Consider the following 22862-nt stretch of genomic DNA (forward strand, 5'->3'; position numbering starts at 1 on the left):
TGACGGCGGCTCAGGGGCTGGTGACGGTGGCCGGGGTGGCGGGGAGACCGGCCTCGGCGAGCAGGGCGCGGACGGCGGCGGTGTCCGGGGCGTCGGCGCAGGCGGCGTCGAGGGAGGTGGTGAGACGGTCGCCCAGGCCGTCGGGCAGCCGCAGGTGGGCCGGACCGGACCAGGACAGCTCCCAGCGGGTCAGGCCGGCGTCCACGAGGGCGAGTACGGCGAGCCGGGAGAGGGCGCCGCGCAGGATGGGGCGGGCCAGTTCGCGGGCGGCCCGGCCGGTCGCGGCGCGGGCCTCGTCGCTGAGGGGCAGCCGCTCGACGAGCTCCCGGGTGCGGCCGGTGTCGATCGCGTCCAGCGCCCCACCGATGGTCGGCGGCAGTCCGAGGGCGGTCAGGGCCTCGCGCAGCGGACGGGTGGACTCGCGGCAGTCGGCGAGCAGCGAGCGGTGCACCAGGTCCGGCCAGTCGACGCGCTCCTTGCGCGCCGCCTCGGGGACGAGGCTGACGACCTCCAGCGCCGCGAGGACCTGCTCGGCGTCGCGCAGCAGGCCGAGGGCGGGGGCGGTGCTGCCGGCGCCGCGGCCGTCGTCGGGCAGCGCTTCGACGGCGGCGACCCGGCGCTCGATCGGCGGGTGCGAGTCGTACGGGTCGGGCTCGGTCTCGGGCAGTTCGAGGGCCAGGGCGTCGAGCTCCTTGCGGCGCTCCGGGTCGGCCAGCAGGTGGGCGAGGCCGCCGTACAGCTGCCCGGGCGGCGGCAGGAGGCCGGCCTCCCAGCCGAGGGTGGCGTAGTTGCCGAGGTAGAAGTCCTGCGCGGCGTCGAGCGCGGGGATGCGGCGCAGCGCGGATGCGGTGGCGTCGCGGCCGGCCAGCCGGGCGGCGACCAGGTCGGCGGCGTACTCCTGGCGGCGGCCGACCGCCTCGGAGACGCGGAGGTAGAGCTTGCCGTACTGGGTGAAGACCTTGGCGAGCACCCGGTCGACACCGCCGGTGGCCTCCTCGGAGGAGGGCTTGCGGCCCTTGGCGAGCCGCTTCTCGGCCTTGGCCTGGAGCTTGGCGGCCTCCTTGGCCTTGTGGGCGTCGGCGCGCTGGTGCAGGCCGCCGACGGTGCGCAGGAGAGCGGAACGGCCGGCCAGGGTGATGCCGGCCAGGCGGACGTCCTGGTTGCTGTAGTGCCCGAACTCGTGGGCCAGGACGGACTCCAGCTCGGCCTCGGTGAGTCCGATCAGCAGCGGGACGCCGATGACCAGGTGCCGCTTGCCGGGCAGCAGACCGAGGAGCCGGGTCTCCTCCCGCACGCCGGCGTTGACCTCGGGGATCAGCCGGATCTCGGACGGGCCGCGGACGCCGGTGCGCTCGGAGATGCGGTCGACGACCTCCCACAGTGCGGGCTGCTCCTGGCGGGTGACCGGCAGTCCGGGCAGCTCGCCGTCCTCCTGCCGGTGGCGGGTCAGGAAGACGACCCGGACCACGGGGTAGGCGATGACGGCGCTGACGGCCCAGACCTTCACCAGCGCCGGGCGCAGCTCGCCGGAGGCCAGGTAGAGGCTGATGTCGACGGCGATCAGTGCGGCGACGATGCCGAGGGCGAGCAGGTAGAAGCCGGCGAGCATGGCGACGGCCGTCAGAGCCCTGACGGATGTGCTCAGACCGGACGAGGGCCTGCCGACGGCAGGCTGGGACGCGCCCATGCGGTTCCTTCATCGTGGGAGCGCCACGGGGGAGGCGGCGCCGGGGAGCGGAGGTGTGACTGAACGTGTGTTCGGCGTGAGCATGGTAGCTGCCGGGGGTGACGTTCCCCCACCCGTTTCCCGTCCGCGACCTGCGGCTTTCGACCCGGATGTCCGTCGTGGCCGGAGAGCGTCCGGCCGCGACGGAGGTGCACCGCCGCCGCCCCGGTGTCAGATGCCGGGCGTCAGCGCTGCGGGCCCGGCGCAGTAGTGGCCGGCGGGGCCGTGGCCGTCTCGGTGGGGTTGCCCGGCTCGGGCTTCGGCGGCGCCGGGTCGGGAACGAAGGCCATCGGCAGGGGCAGCCTGGGGGCGCCGCGCAGAGCCTGGTTCATGGCGTCCCGCCAGATCGGCCTGGGGCCGTCGGCACCGAACACCTCGTCGTGGTGCGGGGTCGGTGCCTGCCGGTGGGGTGCCGGCGGGTTCGCGGGCGTCCGGTCGGGACCTCGAGCCGCAGACCGTCAGTGTTCTTACGGTTGCCTTACGTGACCCGCTCAACTAACCGGATTCCTATCCGGTAGTGCTAGCGTGTCCCCCGAGGCGGATAGATATCCGATTCGTGGGCACGGTCGTGGGAGGTCGAGCTGTGGAGCAGCGGGCAGTGGTGACGGCGGGAACCGGCGGCATCGGATTGGAGACCGCACTGGGGCTGGCGGCGCGCGGGTTCGCCGTGACGGTGGTGGGCCGCGACGCCGGGCGGGGCGCCGGCGCGGTCGAGCGGATCGCGGCGGTCTCGACGGGGGGCCAACCCCGTTTCGTGGCGGCCGACCTGGCGTCGCTCGGCGAGGTTCGGGCGCTCGCCGTCCGCCTGGCGGCGGAGGGGCCGCTGAAGGTCCTGGTCAACAACGTCGGCGCGATGTTCGCGGAGCGGCAGCGGACCGTGGACGGGATCGAGGCGACGTTCGCCGTCAACCACCTGTCGCCGTACCTGCTGACCGAGCTGCTGCTGGACCGGCTCCGGGCCGGCGGGCCGAGCCGGATCGTGAACGTCAGCTCGGCGGCCAGCGCCCTCGCCAAGCGCACGTTCGCGGCCGTCGAACCGCCCGGCGGCTACTACGGCTTCCACTGGTACGGCCGGGCCAAGCTCGCCAACCTCGCCTACACCCTCGACCTGGCCGAGCGGCTCCGCGGCAGCGGCGTCGGTGTCTTCGCGGCCGACCCGGGCGGCGCCGCGACCGACATGACCAACGGCACCATGACCTCGCCCAGGATCGTCTCCCCACCGCTGCGTCTGCTCTGGCCGCTGGTGCGCCGGCGGTTCGAGCGCTCCACCGCCGGTCCCGCGTCCGAGGCCGCACGGTCGTCCATCGCTGCCGCCACCGACCCCGCGCTCCACGGGCAGACCGGACTGCTCATCGGCCCGGGAGCCCAGCCCGTCCCGGCCTTCCGCGGCGCCACCGACCCCAAGGTCGTCTCCGACGTCCTCCGACTCAGCCGGCAGCTCGCCGACCGATGGGCCAGCGTGTGACGAGGCCGCCGACGTCATGACGAGGCATCAGGGCGGCGCAGCCTCGTCCGCGCCCGCCGCCCTGCGCCTCGGTGGCCGGCGGGCAGCCCGGCGGCCACCGGAGGCGCTCGACCGGCCGGTCGCCGTCAGCGCGGCGGGCGCAGCCCCTCCAGCAGGATGTCGAGGTAGAGCTCCCGGCGGGCTTCGTCGCTGTCGCCGGAGCGCAGCGCGTGCTCGATGCCGCAGAGCAGCCGGCGCACGTCGCCGGGCCCGAGGTCGGGCCGGACGGCGCCGGTCAGGAGGGCGCGGTCGAGCAGCTGTGCCACGGCCCGGTCCAGCTCGGCCTTCAGAGCGGCCGTCTCCGGTTCGGTGTCACTGGCGGACTCCAGCACGGAGGCGAAGCCGGTGTCCTCCAGCGCTCGGGCGAGGGTGAACCGCAACAGGCGGTTCAGGCCGGCCAGGGCGTCCTCGTCGTCGGCCGCGGCCCGGGCCTCGGCCACCAGCTCCCGGAACCGCTCGGCCGACAGCGCCTCCATCAGCGCGAGGCGGTTGGGGAAGTGCCGGTACACGGTTCCCACCCCCACCCCGGCGAGCCGGGCGATGGCGTTCAGCTGGAGGGAGTCGTCGCCGGCGGCCAGCTGCTCGCGGGCGACCTGCAGCACCCGGGCGCGGTTGCGTGCGGCATCCGCCCTCAGCACTGGCCCGGGCCCGGCGTTCGACGTCATCGTCCCAGCATAATCGGCCCCCGCCGCCGTCCGGCGGCGACCGCCGGCCCCCGAGCGGCCGTCCGCTCCTCGTTGGCGGGGCGGTGAGGTCGGCCGGCGGCCGGCGGTACTCCTTCGGTGCCGGTGAGCCCGGGAGCGAGGCGGCCCACCGTCTCGAACCCGCTCCGGGACCCTTCGAGTTCGTGCGACGGCCCCGGGTGAGGTTCTGCTCGACCGTCATCTGCTCGAACAGGACCTCCGGCCCGGACCCGGCCCCCGGCTCGATGCCCAGGTCGACGACGAGGAGCCCGGCCTCCCGCGGCGCGGCGAACGGCTCGGGCTCCCCGTACTCCGCCCGGCAGCCGATCTTCCGGACGCTCCGCTCGGCGAGGCCGTGTCGGGCAGCCGCGGCCGTCGGCTGCCCGACGTCGGCGGCGGTGGCCGACCGGTCTCAGGTCAACCGTCGTCCCCGGAACGCTGCACCGGGACGGACCGGCCCCGGTCGTGCTGCAGTGCGCGGAGGTCGGCGAACATCCCCGGCGCTGCGGCCAGCTCGTCGAAGCCGCCCTCCTGGATCACCCGGCCGTGGTCGAGCACCACGATGCGGTGCGCGACCCGGGTGTTCTCCAGGTTGTGGGTGACCAGCACGGTGGCGCAGTTCCTGGCGATATCGGCGAGCCCGGTGAAGATCCGGTGCTCGGCGCGCGGGTCCATCGCGCTGGTCGGCTCGTCGAGGACCAGCAGGGTCCCGCTGCGGGCCCGGTGGAAGGCGGCGGCGGTGACCACCCGCTGCCACTGGCCCTCGCTGATCTCGGCGCCGCCCCAGAACTCCTTGGCCAGCAGGGTGCCCAGGCCGTCGTCCAGTTCGGCGATCACCTCGTCGGCGCCGGTGGCGGCCGCGGCCGCCAGCACCGCCTCGTCACCGTCCTCGCTCGGCTGCCCCAGGGTGATGTTCTGGCGTACGGTCAGCGGCCAGTGCGAGAAGTCCTGCTGCACCAGCGCCGTCTGCCGCCACAGCAGGTCGGGGTCCATCGCCCGGGTGGAGACGCCGTCCCAGGTCACCTCCCCGCCGTCGGGCAGGGTCAGGCCGCACAGCAGCTTCATCAGCGTGGACTTCGCCGCTCCGTTGACCCCGACCACCGCGACGATCTCGCCCCGGCGGACGCGGAAGTCCACCCCGCGCAGGGCGATCCGGTCCGAGTTCGGGTAGGTGAAGGTGACGCCCTTCGCCTCGATCACCGACGTGGCCGGCGGCGGCGCGGCGTCGCCCCGGTCGAGCCGCTGCGCGCGGGCCATCCCGGTGAACTTCTGCCAGTCCCCGACGTACAGACCGGTGCGGTGGACGGCCGCCGAGTAGTTCGCGGCCGAGTGCAGATCGGCGGCGGCCGAGCGCAGCGCGATGACCGCCGTACCCGCCGAGGCGAGGGTGACGTGGCCGTCGGCCAGGAGCCAGGCCAGGCCGCCCCAGACCAGGAACGCCCCGGCGCCGGACGCGACCGCCCCGTAGAGACCGAGCACCGCGCCCCGCTGCGCGGCCGTGTCGGTGGCGTCGGTGACCTTGGCGGCAGCCCGCCGGTAGATCCGCAGCAGGAACGGCGCGAGGGTGTTGGAGCGGATCTCGGCCGCCGAGCGGCGGTCGCACAGGTGCCAGCGCAGGACGTTCGCCGCACGGCTCGCACCGAAGGTCGCCATCATCGCCCGGTAGAAGGCGTTGGCCGCCGCGGTGCGCGCGAGGGCCTGCGGGATCACCGCGACCACGAGCAGCGGCAGCAGCACGGGGTGGATCGTGCCGATCACGAGGCCCGCCGCCGCCAGGTTGGCGGTGTAGCCGATGACGTCACGGCTCTGCGAGAGCAGGTCCCGGGTGGCACCGGCGCCCCGGTCGCCCGCGTCCCAGGCGGCCTGGAACCTCGGGTTGTCGTAGGCGACGAGCTCGGCGCGGGTGGCGGCGTCGATCAGCTCCAGCTCGGCGGCCCGCGCGATCTTCGGGCCGATCCGCTCGGCGGCCCACTCGCTCGCGATGCGCAGCAGGGCGGCCGTCCCGGCCATGGCGGCGAGGAACGCCACGGACGGGACGGAGCGGCTCAGGCGGTCGGCCACGGAGCCGGTGCCGGCCACCAGCTGGGTGATCATCCCGGTGGTGGCCAGCAGGCCGAACGCCTGGGCCACGGCCGACGCCACCGCACAGCCGAGGAGCACGACCAGGGCGCGCCGGTCGGCCTGCCGGCCGAGGCGCAGCGCCAGGGCGAGGAGCCTGGGGAGGGCGCGGGCGGTGGCCCGCAGGGTGGTCTTGCTGCCGTCGATGATCTCGGCGTCGCTGCCCGGGGGCTGCCACTCCATCATCGCGGACTCGTCCGTGCCGTCGGCTGTCGCGGCTGTCGCGGCGCCGGCGGAGGTGTGGGCGGCGGTGGGGTTCAAGCGGCTGCCTCCCCGGCGTGATTCAGTGAACTCGACCGCTCTGTAGGGGAGTTGAGGGAGCTCCAGGGATCTTCCATGGCGCTGCATCCTGCCCCTGTTCGATCGGGGCGTTCAACCCGGGCGGTTCCGGGCGAGCCTCGGCCGAAGGGTGGGATTTCGTTCCCGGCCGCCGCCCGCCGCTTCCCGGCCGCCGCCCGCCGCTTCCCGGCCCGTGCACGGACGGCCCCGCCGTGCGCCTGTTGCAGGGTGGCGGCGGCTGTCGCGGGTGAGCCGCTCGCAGGCACCCCTCCGGGGCCGGGCGGCGACCGTCCCCGCCCCTGGGCGGGGATTCCCTCATCAGGAGGACCGGCCGGCGCGGCGGCTGGCGAATGCCCCGGTCGGGCCCCCGGGGTACGGTCCCCGCAGCTCAGCTCCGCTCGCCCCCGTGCTCGCCGGCCTCCGAGTCCCGCAGCCGCTCGACCGCGTGCAGGGCGGCCTCCCGTGCCCGGGCCGCCTCGCTGTCGGCCGTGCGGCTCTCCGCCCGGGCGGCCCGGACCTGCTCCTGTGCCTCGGCGAGACCCGCGCGTGCCCGCGCGTGACGTTCCTGCGCGTCGGCGAGCGCTGCCTGCGCGCGGTCGGCCTCGTCCTGGGCCCGGGCGGCGTCGTCCTGCGCCCGGTCGGCCTCGTCCTGGGCCCGTTGCCGGATCGATTCCGCGGCGCCCAGCGCGCGCCCGGCCGCGTCGCGGCGGTCGGCCGCCTCGCGTGTCGCCAGCTCCGTGTCCGCCACGTCCTGGCGGGCCCGTTCCAGCGCGCGCTCGCGCGCCCGTTCCAGCCCCGCGCGCTCGCGCGCCCGGGAGTGCTCGCGCCGCCGCGCCCCCGACTGCTTCGCCGTACCGGCCGGTGCGGCCGTCCTCCTCCTGCCCGTGGTCCGCCCGGCGGGGGCCTCCACGCCCGCGCCCTCCGGCGCGCCGGGCACAGCCCCGGGCCAGAGCACCGGCTCCAGGGGAGCGGTCAGCCGACCCCGGGCCAGCGCCTGCGCGGCGTCCGGGTCCGCGAGCGCGGCGCCCAGCGTCCGCTCCAGGTCGGTGACGGCGTCGGCCCCCAGCGGGTGCCCGGCTTCTGCCGCGTCCTCCCGGGCCTGTGCGGCCAGTGCCCGTACGACCTGCCGGCGCTGGTCGGTGAGGGCACGGAGCCGATCGCCGGCGAGGTGTTCCTGAGCGTCCCGCAACGCCTGCCCCAGCGCCAGTAGCTGCTCGACCAGGCCGCGGTGGTGGTGGGCGAGGAGGTTGGCGGCCCACGCCGCCAGGGTCGGCCGGCGCAGCGCCCGGATCTCTCCGGCGAGCTGGGGGTCGGTCTTCCTGAGCCGGTCCGCGTGGTCGTTGCGGGCGGCCGTGAAGTCGCCGGGGGCGAGGGTGTAGAGCTCGTCGGCGATCCGGTCGAGGTCGGGAGTGCTGGCCATCGTCTCGCTTCCGCGTCGGGCACGGCGCCGGACGGCCGCGGCGGGGCGGTGGCCCGGCGGCCCGCACCGCCAGCCTCCCCGCCCACGGGCCGCCCCGCACGCGCTGCTGGGCCGACCGACGCCGCGGTCGATGCCGTCGAGGACGGCCGACCGACGCCCGGCCCGCGGGACGCCGACCGGGCGTCGGTCGGCCCGAGCGAGCCCCGCAGGGCCCGAAGGCGGCCCGCCACTGCCTCCTGTCCCTCCCGGTGGCCCGCTCGGCGCGCCGCTCGGTGATCTCCCGGCGTACCGCGCCGATCAGGTACGCGTGGTTCCGCTCGGATCGCCGGAACGGCCGAGACGGCCCGGGGTGCTGGAGGAGGGCTTCGCGCGCCCCGCTCCGCCGCTCGGACTACCACAAGTTCGTCACAAGAGCGTCGTGCACCTCCCTTTGGCGAACACGTCCCTGGAAGCATCGTTGCCGGGCGTCGGGGAGGTGCCCGGGGACGTGATCGAGGGGGTTGCGATGAACGCGCCGATCAAGGACGCGAGGCCGCCCGGCGGATTCCGCCGGATCGCCGGACCGGTCGCCCGCGTGCTGATCCAAGCCGTGTTCCTGCTGGCCGGACTGGCCACCACCGTGCTCGGTTTCACCTGGTTCGTCGAGGGCTACGACGTGGTCGGTGCCTACCGCCACGCCCCGGTGTGCGGCACGGCGGCGGCCACGCCCGGCACGGACTGCCTCCTGCACGAGACCGGCAAGGTGACGGCGCGGTTCGTCCACCGCGGCGAGGAGGACAGCTACGAGCTGACCGTGGCACGTGAGACGGCCCCGGAGCGCGACCACTCGGTCGGCAAGGCCTTCTACGACGCCGCGCAGGTCGGTGTGGACGTGGATCTGTCGGTCTTCCGGGGGCGGGTGGTCGAACTCTCCTACCGGGGCCACCGCGCCGAGGACATGATCACTCCGTGGCTGACCGCCTTCAAGGTGGCCCTGCTGGCGGGCCTGGGCTCGGCCCTCACCGCCCAGGGCGCGGCCTGGTGGCGTTCCGGGCTGCAGGCGCTTCCCTTCGGCATCGCCGTCTTCGTCGTCTTCTCCGCGTTCTTCGTCGCCCTCCTCCTCATGTCGGCGCAGTGGCCGCTCGCCGTCACCCTGGGCGTCCCGGCCCTCGGCTGGCTCGTCCTGACCGCCGGGAGCGCGGCGGGCGCGATGGGCGAGGACTGACGCACGGGGCCCGGACCGCGCCGGGGGCGCCGCCGACCGGACCGCCCGCGTGGTTTCCGCGGGCGGTCCCGGTGTTCCGGCGGCCGGGTCGGGGGGCCTGTTCGACCCGCAGCGGACCCGCCCGGTCCCGGAGCCTGCCGGCCCGCCGCTGACCGCCGCGCGTACTCCCGCACCTGGCAGGACGCGGTCGCGGTGCCGCGCGAACCCCGAACCGGCCGGCCCCGGGCTCGTCCCGCCCGCAGCGGTCCTGCCCTACGCCGTGGCCGCCTCCGCGGCCGGCGCCGAGCGGGCGCCCGGGACCGCCCGGAGGTGGTCGGCGGCCTCGGCCGCGGTGCAGGAGGACGCGAAGGTGAACGCGCGGGGGGAGGGGCCGTGCGCCCGCAGGTCCGCCAGACGGTCCATGGCCTCGTCCAGGCTCGGACGGTGGCCGGCGGGGATCCACCAGAGGACCATGTGGGCCTCGACGTGCCGGGCGAACCATTCGCGGCGCCGCCGCAGCGCCTCCAGGTGGCCGCTGCGGTAGGCGAAGTCCCACAGGGCCTCCTGGGTCTCCCAGACCGACATGTTGACGATGACGTCCTCGCCCGCCGGACGCAGGCCGGTGGCGTCGCCGGCCCCGTCCTCCACGAGGCGCCAGACGAAGCCCGGGGCGGCGTCCGCTGCGGCGTTGACCGGGGCGAGCAGCTCGACGAACGACGCGATGCGGGGGTCGTCCATGGGGTGGAGGAGCGTGGCGACGTTGAGTTGGGCGAGGTGGAAGGCGTGCGGGGACGAGGTCATGGCGTCATCCCAGCACGGCCCGTGTTCTATGTCAATCAATATGGTTTTTAGAAGCTCCCCGGAGAAGCCTCGACGATCACGCAGCACTCTCCCGGCCGGGCGTCCATACGGGCGCGGACCGGGCCGTCCGTGCCGAGCAACCCCTCCAGCAGGGCGAGGTTCATGCCGCACACGAGCGGCGGGAAGCGCTCGGCGACGACGTGGAACGGGCAGTTGCGCATCCGGACGACGTGCGCGGCCGCCCGGCGCGCCCCCTCTGCCGTCGCCCCGGGGTCTTCGGCGTCCTCGGCGCCTTCGACGGCCTCCAGGTACGGTTCGTAGCCGCGGGCGGCCAGCAGCTCCATCGCCCCGTCGAGGTCGGCGCAGGGTGCTGCGGACCCGCGCAGCGCCTCGCCCCGGCGCCGCGCGGCCGTGCACAGCCCGACGTCCAGTCCGGCCTGCTCGGCGGCCTCGGCGAGCAGCTCGGCGGCGGTGCGGTAGTCGCGGGCGGGCAGGGACACCGACCGCTCGGCCCGTGACCGCGCGTACACCTTGGCGGGGCGGCCCGCCCCCGGGCCCGAACGACCCGTCAGCCGGCGGCTGGCGACGTCCAGCAGCCCGGCCTCGGCCAGCCTGTCCAGATGGTGCGCGGCAAGCGTGCGGGCCACACCCGTCGCCTCGGCGGCCTCGTTGCGGCTGACCTCGCGGGCCTGCGCCGCCACGTACTCGTACAGGCGGCGCCGCACCGGATCCTGCAGCACCGCGATCGCGTCGATGTCCTCCATCGGGCCATTCTAGGAACAACGCAGGTTGGAGATAGAAGCCGGCTCCGGTCGCCGTGCGCGCTCCGGCCCCGGTCGGCGCGAGGTTCGGATTTCCGAACCCCCGGGCCGGGGGCCTGCACGATCGAATCCCGCTCCGCCCGTGTCCAGGATGAAGGACATGGCTGAAACGACGACGACCACGACAACCGGATGGACCACGACCACCCCGGCCGCGGGGGCCGTGCCGGCGCGGGCCGCCGGCCTGCACCGCGACCACGGCCGCGGCGCCAACGCCGTCCACGCGCTGCGCGGGGTGTCGGTGGCGTTCGCGGCCGGCACCTTCACCGCGGTGATGGGGCCCTCCGGCTCCGGCAAGACGACCCTGCTGCACTGCCTCGCCGGCCTGGACCGCCCCACCCGCGGCAGCGTCCACTGGGGCGACACCGAGATCTCGCGACTGCCCGAACGCCGACTGGCGCCGCTGCGCCGCCGGCGCATCGGCTTCGTCTTCCAGAGCTTCAACCTGATGCCGGGGATGACCGTCGCGCAGAACGTCGAGCTGCCGCTCCGGCTGGCCGGCTCCCGCCCGGAGCGTGGTGCGGTCCGTACGGCGCTCGCCGCGGTCGGACTCGCCGGGCGTGAACGGCGCCGCCCGGCGGAGCTCTCCGGCGGCCAGCAGCAGCGGGTCGCGATCGCCCGTGCGCTGGTCGCCCGGCCGGACGTCCTGTTCGCGGACGAGCCCACCGGCGCCCTGGACCGAGCCACGGGGCACGAGGTGCTCGCCCTCCTGCGCACCGGGGTCGACCGCGACGGGCAGACCTGCGTCATGGTCACCCACGACCCCGTCGCGGCGGGGTACGCGGACCGCGTCCTGCTGCTGGCGGACGGGCTGCTGGTGGAGGAGCTGGAGCGGCCGACGGCGGCGCTGGTCGCGGAGCGGCTCGGCCGGCTGGGCCCGACCGGCGGACCGTGCCCGGCGAGCCGGCCGGAGGTGTGAGCACCGTGCTGACGATCCCCGCCGTCGCCCTCGGCCAGCTGCGCCGCCGCCCCGCGGCGTTCGCCGGGCTCGCGGCCGCGCAGCTGCTCGCCCTCGCCACCGTCACCCTGTTCGGATCGCTCCTCGCCGCCGATCTCACCGCCCCGGCGGGGACGCCCCGGGCCGCCACCGGTCCGGGTGTGACGATCATCGCGGTCGGATTCGGCGAGATCGCCGTCCTGGTCGCCTTCTTCGTGGTGGTCAACGCGCTGGGCTTCGCCCTGCGCCAGCAGCACCGCGAGTTGGCACTGCTGCGCGCCGCCGCCGCCACGCCCCGGCAGATCCGGCGGCTGGTGCGCGGCGAGGTACTGGCGACCACCCTGCTGGTCGCCCCGCCCGGCTGGGCGCTCGGGCACCTGGCCGCCGAGCGCTTCCTCACCGCACTGCAGCGGCGCGACATGGCCGCGCCCGCCCTCACGGTGCCCGGCTCGCCGCTGCCCGCGCTCGCCGCCCTCGCGGCGGCCCTGCTGGTCGGCCTGGCCGCGTCCGCCGTCGGAGCCCGGCGGATCACCCGGCCCGCCCCGGCCGCCGCCCTCACCGTGAGCTCCGCCGAGCCGGGCCGGACGGGCGTGGCACGCCTGTTCGCCGGCGTGGCCGTCCTGGCCGGGGGCGGCCTGCTGCTACGACTCGCCGCGACCCGACCCGCCGCCCAGCTGGACAAGGCCGGGCAGGCGGCGCTGCTCGGCACACTGGTGCTGCTGGTCGCCCTCGCGCTGCTCGGCCCGCTCGCGGCCCGGCTCCTCGTCGCCGGACTCGGCGCGCCGCTCCGGACGGCCGCGCCGCGCACCGGCTGGTTGGCCGACGCCAACCTGCGCGGCCACGCCCACCGGCTGGCCGCTGCGGTGGTGCCGGTGGCGCTGCTGACCGGGCTGTCCGGCACCATGACGATCATGACGACGACCGCCGAACGCGCCGCCGAGCGCGCCACCGCACACGCCGCGGAGCTCGCCAACGGTCCCGCGGCCTCCAGCGTGACGTCCGCCAGCGACGTCTGGCTGCGCCAGGCCGAACTGGCCATGCTGGTGTGCTTCGCCGCCGTCGCCACGGTCAACACCCTGGTGGCCCTGACCGTCGACCGGCGCCGCGAGTTCGCGCTGCTGCGGCTGGCCGGGGCGACCCGGCGCCGGCTGCTGGCCGTGCTCGGCGTCGAGGCGGTGCTGACCGCGGTGGTCGGGGTGCTGCTGGGTGCGGGCGTCGCCGCCGCGGCCTCGGCCGCCTTCAGCGCGGCGGTCATCGGCACCGCCGTGCCGGCGATTCCGGCGGCAGCCTGCGGCTGGATCGCCGCCGGGGCGCTCGTGCTCACCCTGCCCGGGATCCTCCTCCCCGCCCTCTGGGCGACCACCGGCCCCGCGGCGTCCCTGGTGGCAGGGGGCGGGCGTGACTGACCGGCACCTGCCGGCGGGCGTCGACCCCGCGGCGCCGACGCCCGCGCGGCCGTACTTCTCCGTCCGCGGCGGCGAGCTGCTGTTCGCCGTCGCGGGCCTCCCGCTGGCCCTGGCCGGCGGCCTCTACGCCCTCGCGGTCCTGTACGCCGGCACGCTGCTCTCCCTCACCGTCCTCGGACTGCCGTTCCTCGCCGCGGGCCTCACGGCCGCGCGCGGTCTCGGCGGGCTGCACCGACGGCTGACGACCCGACTGCTCGGAGTCGTCGTCGAGCCGCCCCGCCCGCGGCACCGGCCGCCCGGCGTACCCGCCCGCCTGCGTGCGGCCCTGGGCGACACGGTGGCCTGGCGCTCCCTGCTCTACCTGCTGCTGCGCCTGCCGCTCGCCATGCTGGGCTTCGCCGCCGCCCTCCTGCTGCCGCTCGGCTGCTGCTGGCTGCTCGGCTTCCCGCTCTGGGCCCGGTTGCTGGAGCCGGGCCGGTCCGCCGACCGGCTGGACGTCGTCGCCGTCCTGCTGGGTGCCGCGCTGGCCGCCGCCGTCCCCGGCGCGATCCGCGCGGCGAGCGCGGCCGAGCGCAGCCTGGCCCGCGGGCTGCTCGGCCCGGCCCGCACCGAGCAACGGGTCACCCAGCTGGAACGCGCCCGCGCCACACTCTCCGCCGCCAACACCGACCGGCTCCGCCGCCTGGAACGGGACCTCCACGACGGCACGCAGGCCCGGCTGGTGGCCCTCGCCATCACGCTCTCCCTGGCCGACGACGCCCTCGACCCCCCGGCCGCGGCCACCCTCGACGCCGACCGGCTGCGCACCCTGCTCGACCGCGCCCGCGCCCAGACCGACGAGACCATCGGCGAACTGCGCCGCCTCACCAGGGGCATCCACCCGGTCGCGCTCGACGGCGGCCTCGCCCAGGCGCTGCCCGGCCTCGCCGAGACCGCCCCGGTACCGGTCGCCGTCCGCCTCGACCTGCGCGAACGGCCGGACCCGGTGGTCGAGGAGGCCGTCTACTTCTGCGCCGCCGAGCTGCTCACCAACGTCGCCAAGCACAGCGGGGCCCGCGCCGCCGAGCTGACGGTGACCGCCGCGTCGGGGCGGCTGCGGCTCACGGTCCGCGACGACGGACGCGGCGGCGCCGCCACGGGCGCCGCACCGGGCGCCGCCGACGCCGCCCGCGGCCCGCACGGCGGAGCCGCCCGCGCCGGAGGGGACGGCGGAACCGGCCTCGCCGGCCTGCGCGAACGGCTGACCGCCGTCGACGGCTCCCTGCACATCGCAAGCCCGCCGGGCGGGCCCACCGTGATCACCGCCGAACTGCCGCTCTCGCTCTGAGACCGCCTCAGCTCCGGGTCTCGGCCAGGTAGGCGAGCACCGCCTTCACCCGGCGGTTGTCCCCGCCGTCCGCCGCCAGGTCGAACTTGGTGAAGACGGCGGCGACGTGCTTCTCCACCGCCCGTTCCGACACCACCAGGCGGCCGGCGATGGCCCGGTTGGAGTGCCCCTGCGCCATCAGCTCCAGCACCTCGCGCTCCCGCGGGGTGAGCGCGTCCACCCGGCTGCGCCGGCCACCGCCCATCAACCCGGTGACCACCTCCGGATCCAGCGCGGTCCCGCCCGCCGCCACCCGGCGCAGCGCCTCCACGAACTCCGAGGTGCGGGCCACCCGTTCCTTCAGCAGGTACCCGACGCCCGCCGCGCCGCCGGCCAGCAGCCGAGTCGCCCAGACGGTCTCGACGTACTGGGAGAACACCAGGATGCCGACCTGCGGCGCGGTGGAGCGCAGCTCGACGGCGGCGCGGATGCCCTCGTCCGTGTGGGTGGGCGGCATCCGGATGTCGACCACGGCCACGTCGGGTCGTGTCTCGCCGACCGCGGCCAGCAGCTCGGGGGCCGTGCCGCAGGTCGCCACGACGGTGCAGCCGCGGGCGGTGAGCAGCTCGACCAGGCCGTCCCGGAGGATCACGGAGTCCTCGGCCAGGACGACGCGCAGAGGAGAATCGATCATGCACTCATTATTCGGGGGAGGGATCCCGTGTACCGCGGAGGCCGCCGCGCCGTCCACCGCGGAGGCTCGGAGCCCTGCCGCCTCGCCTCCGATGCGCCGGTGAGTCCGCTCCGTCCGGTCTGGTGAGCGGCCGGGGGCCGCCGGTGCTGCGGGGCGTCACCGGAGCGGCAGGGTCAGCTCGGACGGGTCCGCCGGGGTGGAGGTGAAGGTCACGGTGCTGCCGAGGGGGGTGGTGGTGCCGTAGAGGGCGTCGCGGGTGCCGAGGACCAGGGCGAGGTGGTGCCCGGCCGGGACGTCGTAGGCGGTGGCGAAGAGGGTGACGTCGAGTGGGAACGGCACACCCGGGGTGCGGCCGGTCCAGCTCTGCGGGCCGTGGGAGATCAGCCGGCCGACGCCGAGGGCGTCCACGTCGTACAGGTAGGCGACCGCGGTGCCGTTGGGGCCGGAGGCGGTGACCGAGGTGTGCAGCCGGGCGGCGCCCCGAACCGAGAGGCCCTGGAGGTACGGCTGGGACTGCCAGACGCCGGCGGCCGGGCGGGCGAGCAGTGGGACGAGAACGGTCGGCGGCTGGTGCAGGGCCTGGTCGACCGCGCCGGACAGCAGGGTGACCCCGCCGTTCGCCCCGGACGGCAGGCCACCGAGCACGGTCCTGCGCCATTCGCCGGCGGCCGGGCCACCGAGGGCGTCGGCGCCGACGGTCACGTGGTCGGTGCGGGTGGCGACGGACTGCCAGTCCGGGTGGCTCTCGTGGCGGCCGGTGGGCCGGACCTCCAGGTCGACCGGCCGGCGCCGGTCCGCCGGGGCTGCCCTGAGGTGCTGGTCGAGCCAGGAACGGGCGCTGTCCCAGGCCGCGTTCGGGAGGCCGAGCAGACCGGTGAACTCCTGGCTCGCGTGGTCGCCCGGGCGCAGCTCCAGACGCTTGGGCACGGTCAGCCGCTCGTAGAAGTCGGTGATCTGGCCGGGGTTGAAGAAGCCGTCGCCCCAGGCGTTGGCCAGCAGGACGGCGGTGCCGTTGGCGTTGATCCGGTCCAGGTAGCGCGCCGGGGAACGGGTGTCGGCCCAGCGGATGATCCGGGGCAGGTCGCGGTTGGCGAAGAGGTCGTCCAGCACCTGGGCGAACTCGGGACTCCTGCGGCCGGTCGGGGCCTGGATCCCGGCGAGGACGGCGGCCGCCTGCAGGTGCCGGGTCTGCCCGCTGTACAGCGAGTCGGTCAGGTCGGCCCAGCCGCTCAGCGAGGCGACGGCCTTGATCCGGGGATCGAAGGCGGCACCGAGCAGGGTGAGTCCGCCGCCGAGGGAGAGGCCGACCATGCCGACGCGCTGCGGGTCGGCGGGCGTCCGGGCGAGGGCCCAGTCGATCACGGCGGAGATGTCGGCCACGTCCTCGGGCCCGGCCACGTCGACCTCGCCGCCGGAGGCCCAGAAGCCGCGCACGGTGTAGGTGACGACGACGTACCCGTCCTCGGCGAGTGCGCGGCCCTGGGCGATGTACTCCAGGTCGTTCTGCCCCCAGCTGGCGGGCTGCACCACCAGCGGGTAGCGCCCCTGCGGGTCGGCGCCCGGGGTGCCGGGGGACGGGGTGAAGACGTCGGCCTTCAGGACGACGCCGTCCTTCGCCGGGATGTCCGCCAACCGGAACCCCGCGACGCCGTGCGCGGACAGCGCCGGTCCCGCCGGCGCGGCGGCCGCCGGCTGCGCAGCGGCCCCCGCGCCGAGGGCGACCACCGCGGCGAGCACCATGCTCGCCGCCCGCTGTGCGCTGCTCCGCCTGGATCGTTCCATCGTTGCTCCCCTGCGTTCGGACGGCACGGCGTCCGGACGACGTGACTCCCTGATCGCTTGCTGCGGGATCGTAGCGATCTGACGAGTCTTCAGGGGAGGTGTCGACCAGCCGAATTACTGGCCGGTAATGGGTGTGGAGGGTGCGCGTCCCCGGTGGTCGGCCTGGCCGGAGAGCGGCCGCTCACGTCTCGATGTGCTGGGAGCGTGCGTGGCTGCAGGGCACCAGGGGGTGCAGTGATCCTTCACCGGTGTCGGGGACGCGGATGGGCGTCGTGCAGGGGCCGCCGTCGCCCCTGTAGTCGTGGCACCCGCAGGGCGGATACGGCGGGAAGGGCAGCTTCGCGGTGCACGGGTTCCCGAACCAGCCCTCCTCGGGGACCGGTTCCACCTTGGACCGCGCCAGGATGGCCGCCGCTTCCTTCCGCGCGGTGATGATGAGGTACGCGGCCTCCTCCCAAGCCTGCGCCTGTTCGGCGTTGAGGACGTTCTGGTGGGGGATATCCGGCATTTCATCACTCCTCGGTCTCGGGTGGCAGGTCAGTCCTATCGGAGACCCGACTGCCGTGGCCGGTGCGACGCGCACGTCACGTCGACGTCACGCACTTGCCGCGAGAGTCAGCGCGCGTGCGCCCTGCCCTCGAACGTCGGGCTGCGGGACCGCGAGTCGCCCGGCACCGGACCGTCGAGCGCCGTGCCCGGCGTCGAGTTCCAGGTGGGAGCCGGTGAAGTCGGCCCGCAGGCGGCGGTCGTGGGTGACGATGACGACCGCGCCCGGGTAGTCGGTCAGTGCCGCCTGGAGGTGTTCGACCAGGGCGGGTGAGAGGTGGTTGGTGGGCTCGTCCAGCAGCAGCAGGTCGACCGGTCCGCTGACCAGGCGGGCCAGTTCGATTCGCCGCTGCTGGCCGTAGGACAGGGCGCCGACCGTGAGCCGCAGGTCCGACGGGTGGAAGAGACCCAGTGCGAGGAGGGCGTCGGCGTGGTCGTCCGGGGCTCCGCCGCGACCGTGGGCGAAGGCCTGGAGCACCGTCAGGTCCGGGGCCCACGCGGTGGTGTCCTGCCGCAGGTGGCCGATCCGGCCACGGGTGCGGACCGTGCCCTCGTCGGGCTGCAGTTCGCCGGCGACGACCCGCAGGAGGGTGGTCTTGCCCGCGCCGTTGGGCCCGGTGACGAGCAGCCGCTCGCCGGCTGCGATGTGCAGGGAGGGGAGGTGGAGGCGGTCCGCGACGCGGATGTCCGTGAGTTCCGCCGCGGGCTGTGCCGCGTGCGCGGGCCGGGCGGGCGGTGCGGCGTCGGCGGAGGCCTTGCCGCCGAGGCCCGGGGTGAAGACCAGGGGTTCGGGCGGCGGCGCCACCGGGCGGGCGGTGAGCCGTTCGACGCGTTCCTTGGCGTTGCGGACGCGGCTCATCGCGCCGTGGCCGCGTCCCCGGCTGCGGAAGCCGCCGTGGCCGAACACGGACAGCGGCAGCTTGCGCGGGATCCCGTCGAGACGGGCGACGTTGGTGGCGGCCAGCCTGGTGTTGCGGGCCAGTTCGGCGCGCCACTCCTCGTACGCCCGCACGCGGTACCGGTGTTCGGCGGCCTTGGTGGCGAGGTAACCGCCGTAGCCGTCCCCGTGGCGGGTGACCTTGCCCTCGGCGACCTCCAGGATGGTCGTGGTGACGCGCTCGAGGAACACCCGGTCGTGGGTGACCGCGAGCACGGTGCCCCGGTGCGCGCGGAGGTGGTCCTCCAGCCAGGCCAGTGCCTGGTCGTCGAGGTCGTTGGTCGGCTCGTCCAGGAGCAGCAGTTCGGGTTGGGAGGCGAGGGTGGCGGCCAGCGCCAGCCGCGACCGCTCGCCACCGGAGAGCGTGCCCAGGGCCCGGGCCCGGTCCAGGGCGGGAAGGCCGAGACCGTGCAGAGCGATGTCCACCCGGGCGTCCGCCTCGTAGCCGGCACGGGACTCGTAACGGGCGACCAGTTCGGCGTACGCGTTCAGGGCGGGGCCGAGCGCCTCCGGTGCGAGGCCGCCCAGTGCGGCCTCGGCCCGGCGCATGCGCGCCTCCAGGTCGCGCAGGTCGGCGAGCGCGAGGTCGATCGCGTTCCGGACGGTGGCGTGCGGCGGCAGGGCCAGGGACTGGGCGAGGTGGCCGACGCCGCCGGGCGCGACCACGGTGACCTCGCCGTGGTCGGGCCGGTCGGCGCCGGCGACGATCCGCAGGAGGGTGGACTTGCCCGCGCCGTTGTCACCGATGATCCCGGCCTTCTCGCCGGGTTTGACGGTGAAGGACACGGCGTCCAGGACGGTGCGGTCCTCGTAGCGGCGGGTGACGTTCTGCAGGGACAGTTGCGAGCGGAGCATGGACGGGTCCCCCTGTTCTCGGCGCGGCTGCCGGTGGGATCGGGTGGTGAGGGCCTGTGGATTCGGCGCGTCGACTGCTGATCGGGAGCGCGCCGGTCGCCCGGGCTGCACGACTGTCTGGCTGGCGGGAACGGCCGGGGTGCGTATGAGCGGGACTCCTTGAGCGGACCGGTGAGAGCGGCGAGACGAACCGTCTCGTCTTGTGTTGCTCAACTCTGCATCATGCGCCGGCTCGCGTCAAGACGAACCGTTCCGTCTCGTCGCGCCGATGCGCAGCGAGGACCGGCGTCCGACCGGACCGGGCGGGACGCCCGCCACGGGCCCGCCTGCTGATGCCCCGAGCGGCCCCCGGCCGGTAGGTCTCGGGCCCGGGTTCGCGGACCGTGGTGGCCGGTGGTGCGCCGGCGTGCGGGAGCACGGCGAGCCCCGGCCCTGCGCGGTGGCCGACGGTGTCGGTGGTCGGCGTTATAAAGGACGCGGATCGGCGGGGTCGGGGCTGCGACGGGGCGTCGCGCCGGGTTTGGGAGGTTGCCGTGCTGTTCGGGTCGCGGACCGGATTCGGTCTGGAGTTCCACGTCGAACGCGACCCGGGGCTGCTCTGCGTCGATGTCTTCGTCGGCGGGCTCCACGTGAACCCGTGGGACGACGCCTTCTACCCGCCGCTGTTGGTCAAGAAGCTCAAGGACGAGCTCGGCCGCTTCCGCATCCCGACCGGTCCACCGGTGGGGTACACCTCGCCGTCCGAGTCCTTCCACGTCGCCGAGCGCTGGATGGACGGCGACGCCTCCGCCACCGGGCCCGAATCCGGGGCCGGGGCGGAGCTCGCGCGGTGCGAGTTCCTGGAGTGGGGGGAGTGCACCGACGGGGTGACGGCGTTCGCGTTCCCCGACGGGGACCGGGTGCACCTCGCCTGCCGGTCACGTGACGGCGGCGAGGCAGCCCGGGGCGCCGATGCCCGGCACGAGCCGACGGTGGTGTCGGTGGGCCGGACGGTGCTCGTCGACACCCTGGAGCGCTCCCTCATCGTCGCCGAACACGAGTGGTCCGTCCGACTCGCCGCCATCACCGGCCGCAACGGGAATCGATGACGGCGGGGGCCTTTCCGCCGTGCCTGCTCCCCCGGAGGGCCCGCGCCTCGTGGGGCGGCCGAGCCGCTACCCTGCGGGGATGCCGTACGAGCTCAACGCCGTCATCGGGGGCTTCGCCCTGCTCAGGAGCCTGACTGCCGGGATTCGGGAGGCGACCGTCGCCCCGCTCCGGCAACGCATGGGCCTGGTGCCCGTCACCGGCGTGCTCCTCGAGGAACGGTTCGGTTCGGCTCGGGCCGTCGAGCAGACCCTGGGCCACTGGTCCCGGGGCGGGACGATCGCCCACGTGGAGGCGGACTTCCACGGAGGGGACGGGCTCCAGGCCGCCGCCGTGTGGCGAACCGGCACGAAGGTGTGGGGTGCGGCCCGTACCCGGGACTTCACCGGGCCGCGGAAGGACTGGCCGATCAACGCCGCGCTCGCCCTGCTCGATGTCGTTCCGAGGAGTGCCGACGAGGCGGACCACCCCGACCTGTTCCTGGAGGTGGGGCTCGGCTGGGAGCAGGACACGGCAGGCTGGCAGTCGGCCGGTCGGACCGCCGGCTGGGCGGCGACCTACGACGAGTGGCACGAGGAGCACCTGGCGGAGCAGGAGAGGATGGCGCGTGCCGCCGCGGAGTCGGAGAGGAACAGGAGGCTCCCCGACGTCCCCGTGGCCCTGGACGGCAAGGCGATCATGGGCCTGCTCGGCCTTCCTCCGGGGCCCCTGATCGGTGCGGCCACTCGCCACCTGCAGGATCTTCATCTCGAAGGCGGCCCGCTGTCGCCGGAAGAGGCCGTGTCCCGGCTGCGGGCCTGGGCCGCGGAGCAGGACGCGGGGCGCCGCGGCTGAACGGTCCGGGCTCGCCCTCGGCCGAGGGCCTCGCACGATGGCCGGGGTTGTCACCGCCTGACCGTGACCGGGTCACCGCGACAGGTCGCCGTCCCGGTGTTCACCCGTCACGCGACTTTCGCCTCGCCCGCGGCCGTCCCACGAACCGTCGTCACGGCTGGTGGCTGCGGTCACTGTCCGGAGGAATCCCGGGCGACGGGTGTCGGGTCCCGACGGCCGTCGGCGGGCAGGCGCAGGAGGGCGGCGAGCAGCTCGGCGACGGTGGGGCCGGCATCGGCGGGGTGACGCAGCTGTTTGGCGACGGTGACGCTGTAGTGGTTGGTGCGGCCGCGGCGTTCGTGGCTGAGGTATCCGGCGTGTTCGAGGTCGGTGATGATGCGCTGGACGGCGCGTTCGGTGAGCAGGCAGCGGGTGGCGATGTCGCGTACGCGGACGCCGGGGTCGCGGGCGATCTGGACCAGGACGCGGGCGTGGTTGGTCAGGAAGGTCCACTGCCGCTCGGTGGTCGTACCGCTGTCCATGCCCCCACGATAGGGCCCGGGTGTCACGGTTGCCGAAACACGACAGCGAATTCGTGCATTGGTTGACATGCTGGGTGAACGGGCGAACAGTGGAGCAACAGCTCCCGACCCGCCTCCCCGGCGGGTCGGAAGGCGGACCCCCTCTGGAGATGGTGTGCGTGGACCCGATGAGCAGGGAAGGACTGCAACGGCTCACGTCCCTGCTGTCCGAGCGCATCGGCGCCCCCCGGGGGCACGGTGAGAACTCCGGCCGGGTGGAGCCGCTGCGCCGACAGGTGCGCCACGCGGTGACCGGCATCGACGCCTACCTCAGCGCGGTCGAGGCCGGCAGTTGCACCGCGGCAGGTCTGCGCGAGCGGGCCCTGGACTTGTGGGAGGGCCTGGAGCGGATCGCGTCCGCGTGGGCCGAGCACGACACCCCTGTACCGGAGGGCGGGGCCCGGGTGCCTGCGCAGCGCGCTCCTCTCGTCGAGATCGGCGGCATTTCCCTGGGTGAGGTCGAAGACCGTGCGGACGGGTGACGCGCCGGGCCGTTCCTGCACCGGGACGTGCTCCTCGCCGGCGAACCGGTCGCGCTCTAGGCCCTGAGCGCCGCCTCCACCAGCGCTTCTCGCCTGCTCGCACGCCGCCCGTGCGAGTGCGGGAGGCGTCATCGGGTAGAGCCCGGCCCCGGCGCCCCGCCGCCCGCCGGGCCGGCGCCGTTCGCGGCGGGTGCCGTGCCGCCCTCACCCTTCCCGGCCGGCGCTCTGGCGCAGTACTCTGACCAGTTCATTCGTGCACGGAGGGAGCTTGGCGGTGACACGACCGAACTGGGACCCCGGGACGACCGGCGAGGTCGTCGCGCCGACGAGTGCGGGTGTGCCGGAGGCGACGCGGCGCCGGGCGGCCAGGGTGACGGCCACCCACGCGCTGAACAGGGAGGACTGTCGGCTGCTTCTGGCGGCGCTGGGCCTGGCGCCCGAACACCCGCCGACGACCGGGCCGACGACGACGGAGCCGCCGGCGACGGAGCCGCCGGCGCGGCAGTGCGTGCGTTGCGGTCGCCGCTTCACGCGTGCCGGTGTCCGGCGCCGCGACGAGTTCTGTTCGACCCGGTGCTACCGCGAGGCCGACGGCACCAGCAGCGGGCCGCCCGCCAGGCCGGACTGACCGACGGCGTGGTCAGAACGGTGGCACGGCTGCTGCCGGTGGCTGCGGCCCCGGCTGCCCCCGCGCACCTCCGACCCCCGGCCACGCCTACCGGACCCCCGGGCCGGCGGACCGGCCTGCTTCTCCGCACCCCCGGTGTGTCACGAGACACCGGTACACCGGTACACCCGTGCGACCGCGCCGTACCGGACCGTGCATGGAGCGGGGCGGAGGGGGCACACGCCGGGTTCGGCATCGAACCCCATCCCGGGTCGGGTCCCCGGTCGAGGAGGTC

Annotated in this window: 21 protein-coding genes; 9 read left to right on the plus strand and 12 right to left on the minus strand. The window is 75.4% G+C overall.

The genetic code is table 11. The annotated features are described in order from the left end of the window. Window positions 1-10 precede the first annotated feature (10 nt). Window positions 11-1687 carry a M48 family metalloprotease gene (locus tag MCM47_RS07100; protein ID WP_238859566.1) on the minus strand — a complete coding sequence of 559 codons (1677 nt, stop codon included), beginning with the start codon at window positions 1685-1687 and terminating at the stop codon, window positions 11-13. A gap of 224 nt (window positions 1688-1911) precedes the next feature. Next, window positions 1912-2100: a hypothetical protein gene (locus tag MCM47_RS07105; protein ID WP_238859568.1), complete on the minus strand. Its 189-nt coding sequence runs from the start codon at window positions 2098-2100 to the stop codon at window positions 1912-1914. Window positions 2101-2309: 209 nt separating this feature from the next. Here MCM47_RS07105 and MCM47_RS07110 point away from each other — a divergent pair, with 209 nt between their 5' ends. Next, window positions 2310-3191 carry an SDR family NAD(P)-dependent oxidoreductase gene (locus MCM47_RS07110; RefSeq protein ID WP_238859570.1) on the plus strand — a complete coding sequence of 294 codons (882 nt, stop codon included), beginning with the start codon at window positions 2310-2312 and terminating at the stop codon, window positions 3189-3191. A 125-nt stretch (window positions 3192-3316) separates the two neighbouring features. Here the strand turns inward: MCM47_RS07110 and MCM47_RS07115 are convergent, their stop codons facing one another. The 3 genes from MCM47_RS07115 to MCM47_RS07125 form a co-directional block, all read right to left on the minus strand. Next, the gene (locus MCM47_RS07115) at window positions 3317-3895 is read right to left on the minus strand and encodes a TetR/AcrR family transcriptional regulator (protein WP_238859572.1); all 579 of its coding nucleotides are present in this window, start codon (window positions 3893-3895) and stop codon (window positions 3317-3319) included. A 435-nt stretch (window positions 3896-4330) separates the two neighbouring features. After that, window positions 4331-6292 (minus strand): ABC transporter ATP-binding protein, encoded by a 1962-nt coding sequence (locus MCM47_RS07120; protein WP_238859574.1) that lies wholly within the window; start codon window positions 6290-6292, stop codon window positions 4331-4333. A gap of 406 nt (window positions 6293-6698) precedes the next feature. Next, window positions 6699-7730, minus strand: coding sequence for a hypothetical protein (locus MCM47_RS07125; protein WP_238859577.1), 1032 nt, complete (start codon window positions 7728-7730; stop codon window positions 6699-6701). Window positions 7731-8217: 487 nt separating this feature from the next. On the opposite strand from MCM47_RS07125, the gene MCM47_RS07130 reads away from it, so the two are divergent. Next, window positions 8218-8934: a hypothetical protein gene (locus MCM47_RS07130; RefSeq protein ID WP_238859578.1), complete on the plus strand. Its 717-nt coding sequence runs from the start codon at window positions 8218-8220 to the stop codon at window positions 8932-8934. 252 nt (window positions 8935-9186) lie between these two features. On the opposite strand, the gene MCM47_RS07135 is transcribed toward MCM47_RS07130, so the two are convergent. Together MCM47_RS07135 and MCM47_RS07140 are read right to left on the minus strand one after the other, a co-directional pair. Beyond that, entirely contained in the window at window positions 9187-9714 is a 528-nt protein-coding gene (locus MCM47_RS07135) for a DUF3291 domain-containing protein (RefSeq protein ID WP_238859581.1), read from the minus strand. A gap of 47 nt (window positions 9715-9761) precedes the next feature. Next, window positions 9762-10478, minus strand: a complete 717-nt coding sequence (locus MCM47_RS07140) for a metalloregulator ArsR/SmtB family transcription factor (protein ID WP_238859583.1) — start codon at window positions 10476-10478, stop codon at window positions 9762-9764. Window positions 10479-10635: 157 nt separating this feature from the next. Between MCM47_RS07140 and MCM47_RS07145 the strand changes: the two genes are divergently transcribed. Genes MCM47_RS07145 through MCM47_RS07155 form a run of 3 tightly spaced genes read left to right on the plus strand, consistent with a single transcriptional unit; the run spans window position 10636 to window position 14205 of the window. Continuing rightward, a complete protein-coding gene (locus MCM47_RS07145; protein ID WP_238859585.1) occupies window positions 10636-11454 on the plus strand; it encodes an ABC transporter ATP-binding protein in 819 nt (272 codons plus the stop codon). 14 nt (window positions 11455-11468) lie between these two features. Further along, window positions 11469-12878 carry an FtsX-like permease family protein gene (locus MCM47_RS07150; RefSeq protein WP_238860045.1) on the plus strand — a complete coding sequence of 470 codons (1410 nt, stop codon included), beginning with the start codon at window positions 11469-11471 and terminating at the stop codon, window positions 12876-12878. Next, the gene (locus MCM47_RS07155; RefSeq protein ID WP_238859587.1) at window positions 12871-14205 is read left to right on the plus strand and encodes a sensor histidine kinase; all 1335 of its coding nucleotides are present in this window, start codon (window positions 12871-12873) and stop codon (window positions 14203-14205) included. The genes MCM47_RS07150 and MCM47_RS07155 overlap by 8 nt, the downstream gene beginning before the upstream one ends. A 7-nt stretch (window positions 14206-14212) precedes the next feature. On the opposite strand, the gene MCM47_RS07160 is transcribed toward MCM47_RS07155, so the two are convergent. The 4 genes from MCM47_RS07160 to MCM47_RS07175 all read right to left on the minus strand — a co-directional run bounded on the left by MCM47_RS07160 (window position 14213) and on the right by MCM47_RS07175 (window position 18998). Next, window positions 14213-14878 (minus strand): response regulator transcription factor, encoded by a 666-nt coding sequence (locus MCM47_RS07160; protein ID WP_238859590.1) that lies wholly within the window; start codon window positions 14876-14878, stop codon window positions 14213-14215. A 156-nt stretch (window positions 14879-15034) separates the two neighbouring features. Then, window positions 15035-16660, minus strand: coding sequence for a CocE/NonD family hydrolase (locus MCM47_RS07165; protein WP_238859593.1), 1626 nt, complete (start codon window positions 16658-16660; stop codon window positions 15035-15037). Window positions 16661-16841: 181 nt separating this feature from the next. Further along, the gene (locus MCM47_RS07170; RefSeq protein WP_238859594.1) at window positions 16842-17168 is read right to left on the minus strand and encodes a DUF6422 family protein; all 327 of its coding nucleotides are present in this window, start codon (window positions 17166-17168) and stop codon (window positions 16842-16844) included. Between the two features lie 87 nt (window positions 17169-17255). Then, on the minus strand, window positions 17256-18998 hold the full coding sequence (locus MCM47_RS07175; RefSeq protein ID WP_238859595.1) for a TlrC/CarA/OleB/SrmB family ABC-F type ribosomal protection protein: 1743 nt from the start codon (window positions 18996-18998) through the stop codon (window positions 17256-17258). 533 nt (window positions 18999-19531) lie between these two features. Between MCM47_RS07175 and MCM47_RS07180 the strand changes: the two genes are divergently transcribed. Together MCM47_RS07180 and MCM47_RS07185 are read left to right on the plus strand one after the other, a co-directional pair. Continuing rightward, entirely contained in the window at window positions 19532-20086 is a 555-nt protein-coding gene (locus tag MCM47_RS07180; protein ID WP_238859596.1) for a hypothetical protein, read from the plus strand. 79 nt (window positions 20087-20165) lie between these two features. Beyond that, complete coding sequence (locus MCM47_RS07185) at window positions 20166-20918, plus strand: hypothetical protein (RefSeq protein ID WP_238859597.1); 753 nt, start codon at window positions 20166-20168, stop codon at window positions 20916-20918. Between the two features lie 170 nt (window positions 20919-21088). Here MCM47_RS07185 and MCM47_RS07190 read toward each other — a convergent pair whose 3' ends face one another. Continuing rightward, a complete protein-coding gene (locus MCM47_RS07190; protein WP_238859599.1) occupies window positions 21089-21439 on the minus strand; it encodes a helix-turn-helix domain-containing protein in 351 nt (116 codons plus the stop codon). A gap of 167 nt (window positions 21440-21606) precedes the next feature. Between MCM47_RS07190 and MCM47_RS07195 the strand changes: the two genes are divergently transcribed. Both MCM47_RS07195 and MCM47_RS07200 read left to right on the plus strand, forming a co-directional pair. Beyond that, complete coding sequence (locus tag MCM47_RS07195; RefSeq protein WP_238859601.1) at window positions 21607-21960, plus strand: hypothetical protein; 354 nt, start codon at window positions 21607-21609, stop codon at window positions 21958-21960. Between the two features lie 274 nt (window positions 21961-22234). After that, on the plus strand, window positions 22235-22588 hold the full coding sequence (locus tag MCM47_RS07200) for a hypothetical protein (RefSeq protein ID WP_238859604.1): 354 nt from the start codon (window positions 22235-22237) through the stop codon (window positions 22586-22588). Window positions 22589-22862: the final 274 nt, after the last annotated feature.

The organism is Kitasatospora sp. A2-31, from assembly GCF_022288725.1.
GTDB lineage: Bacteria > Actinomycetota > Actinomycetes > Streptomycetales > Streptomycetaceae > Kitasatospora.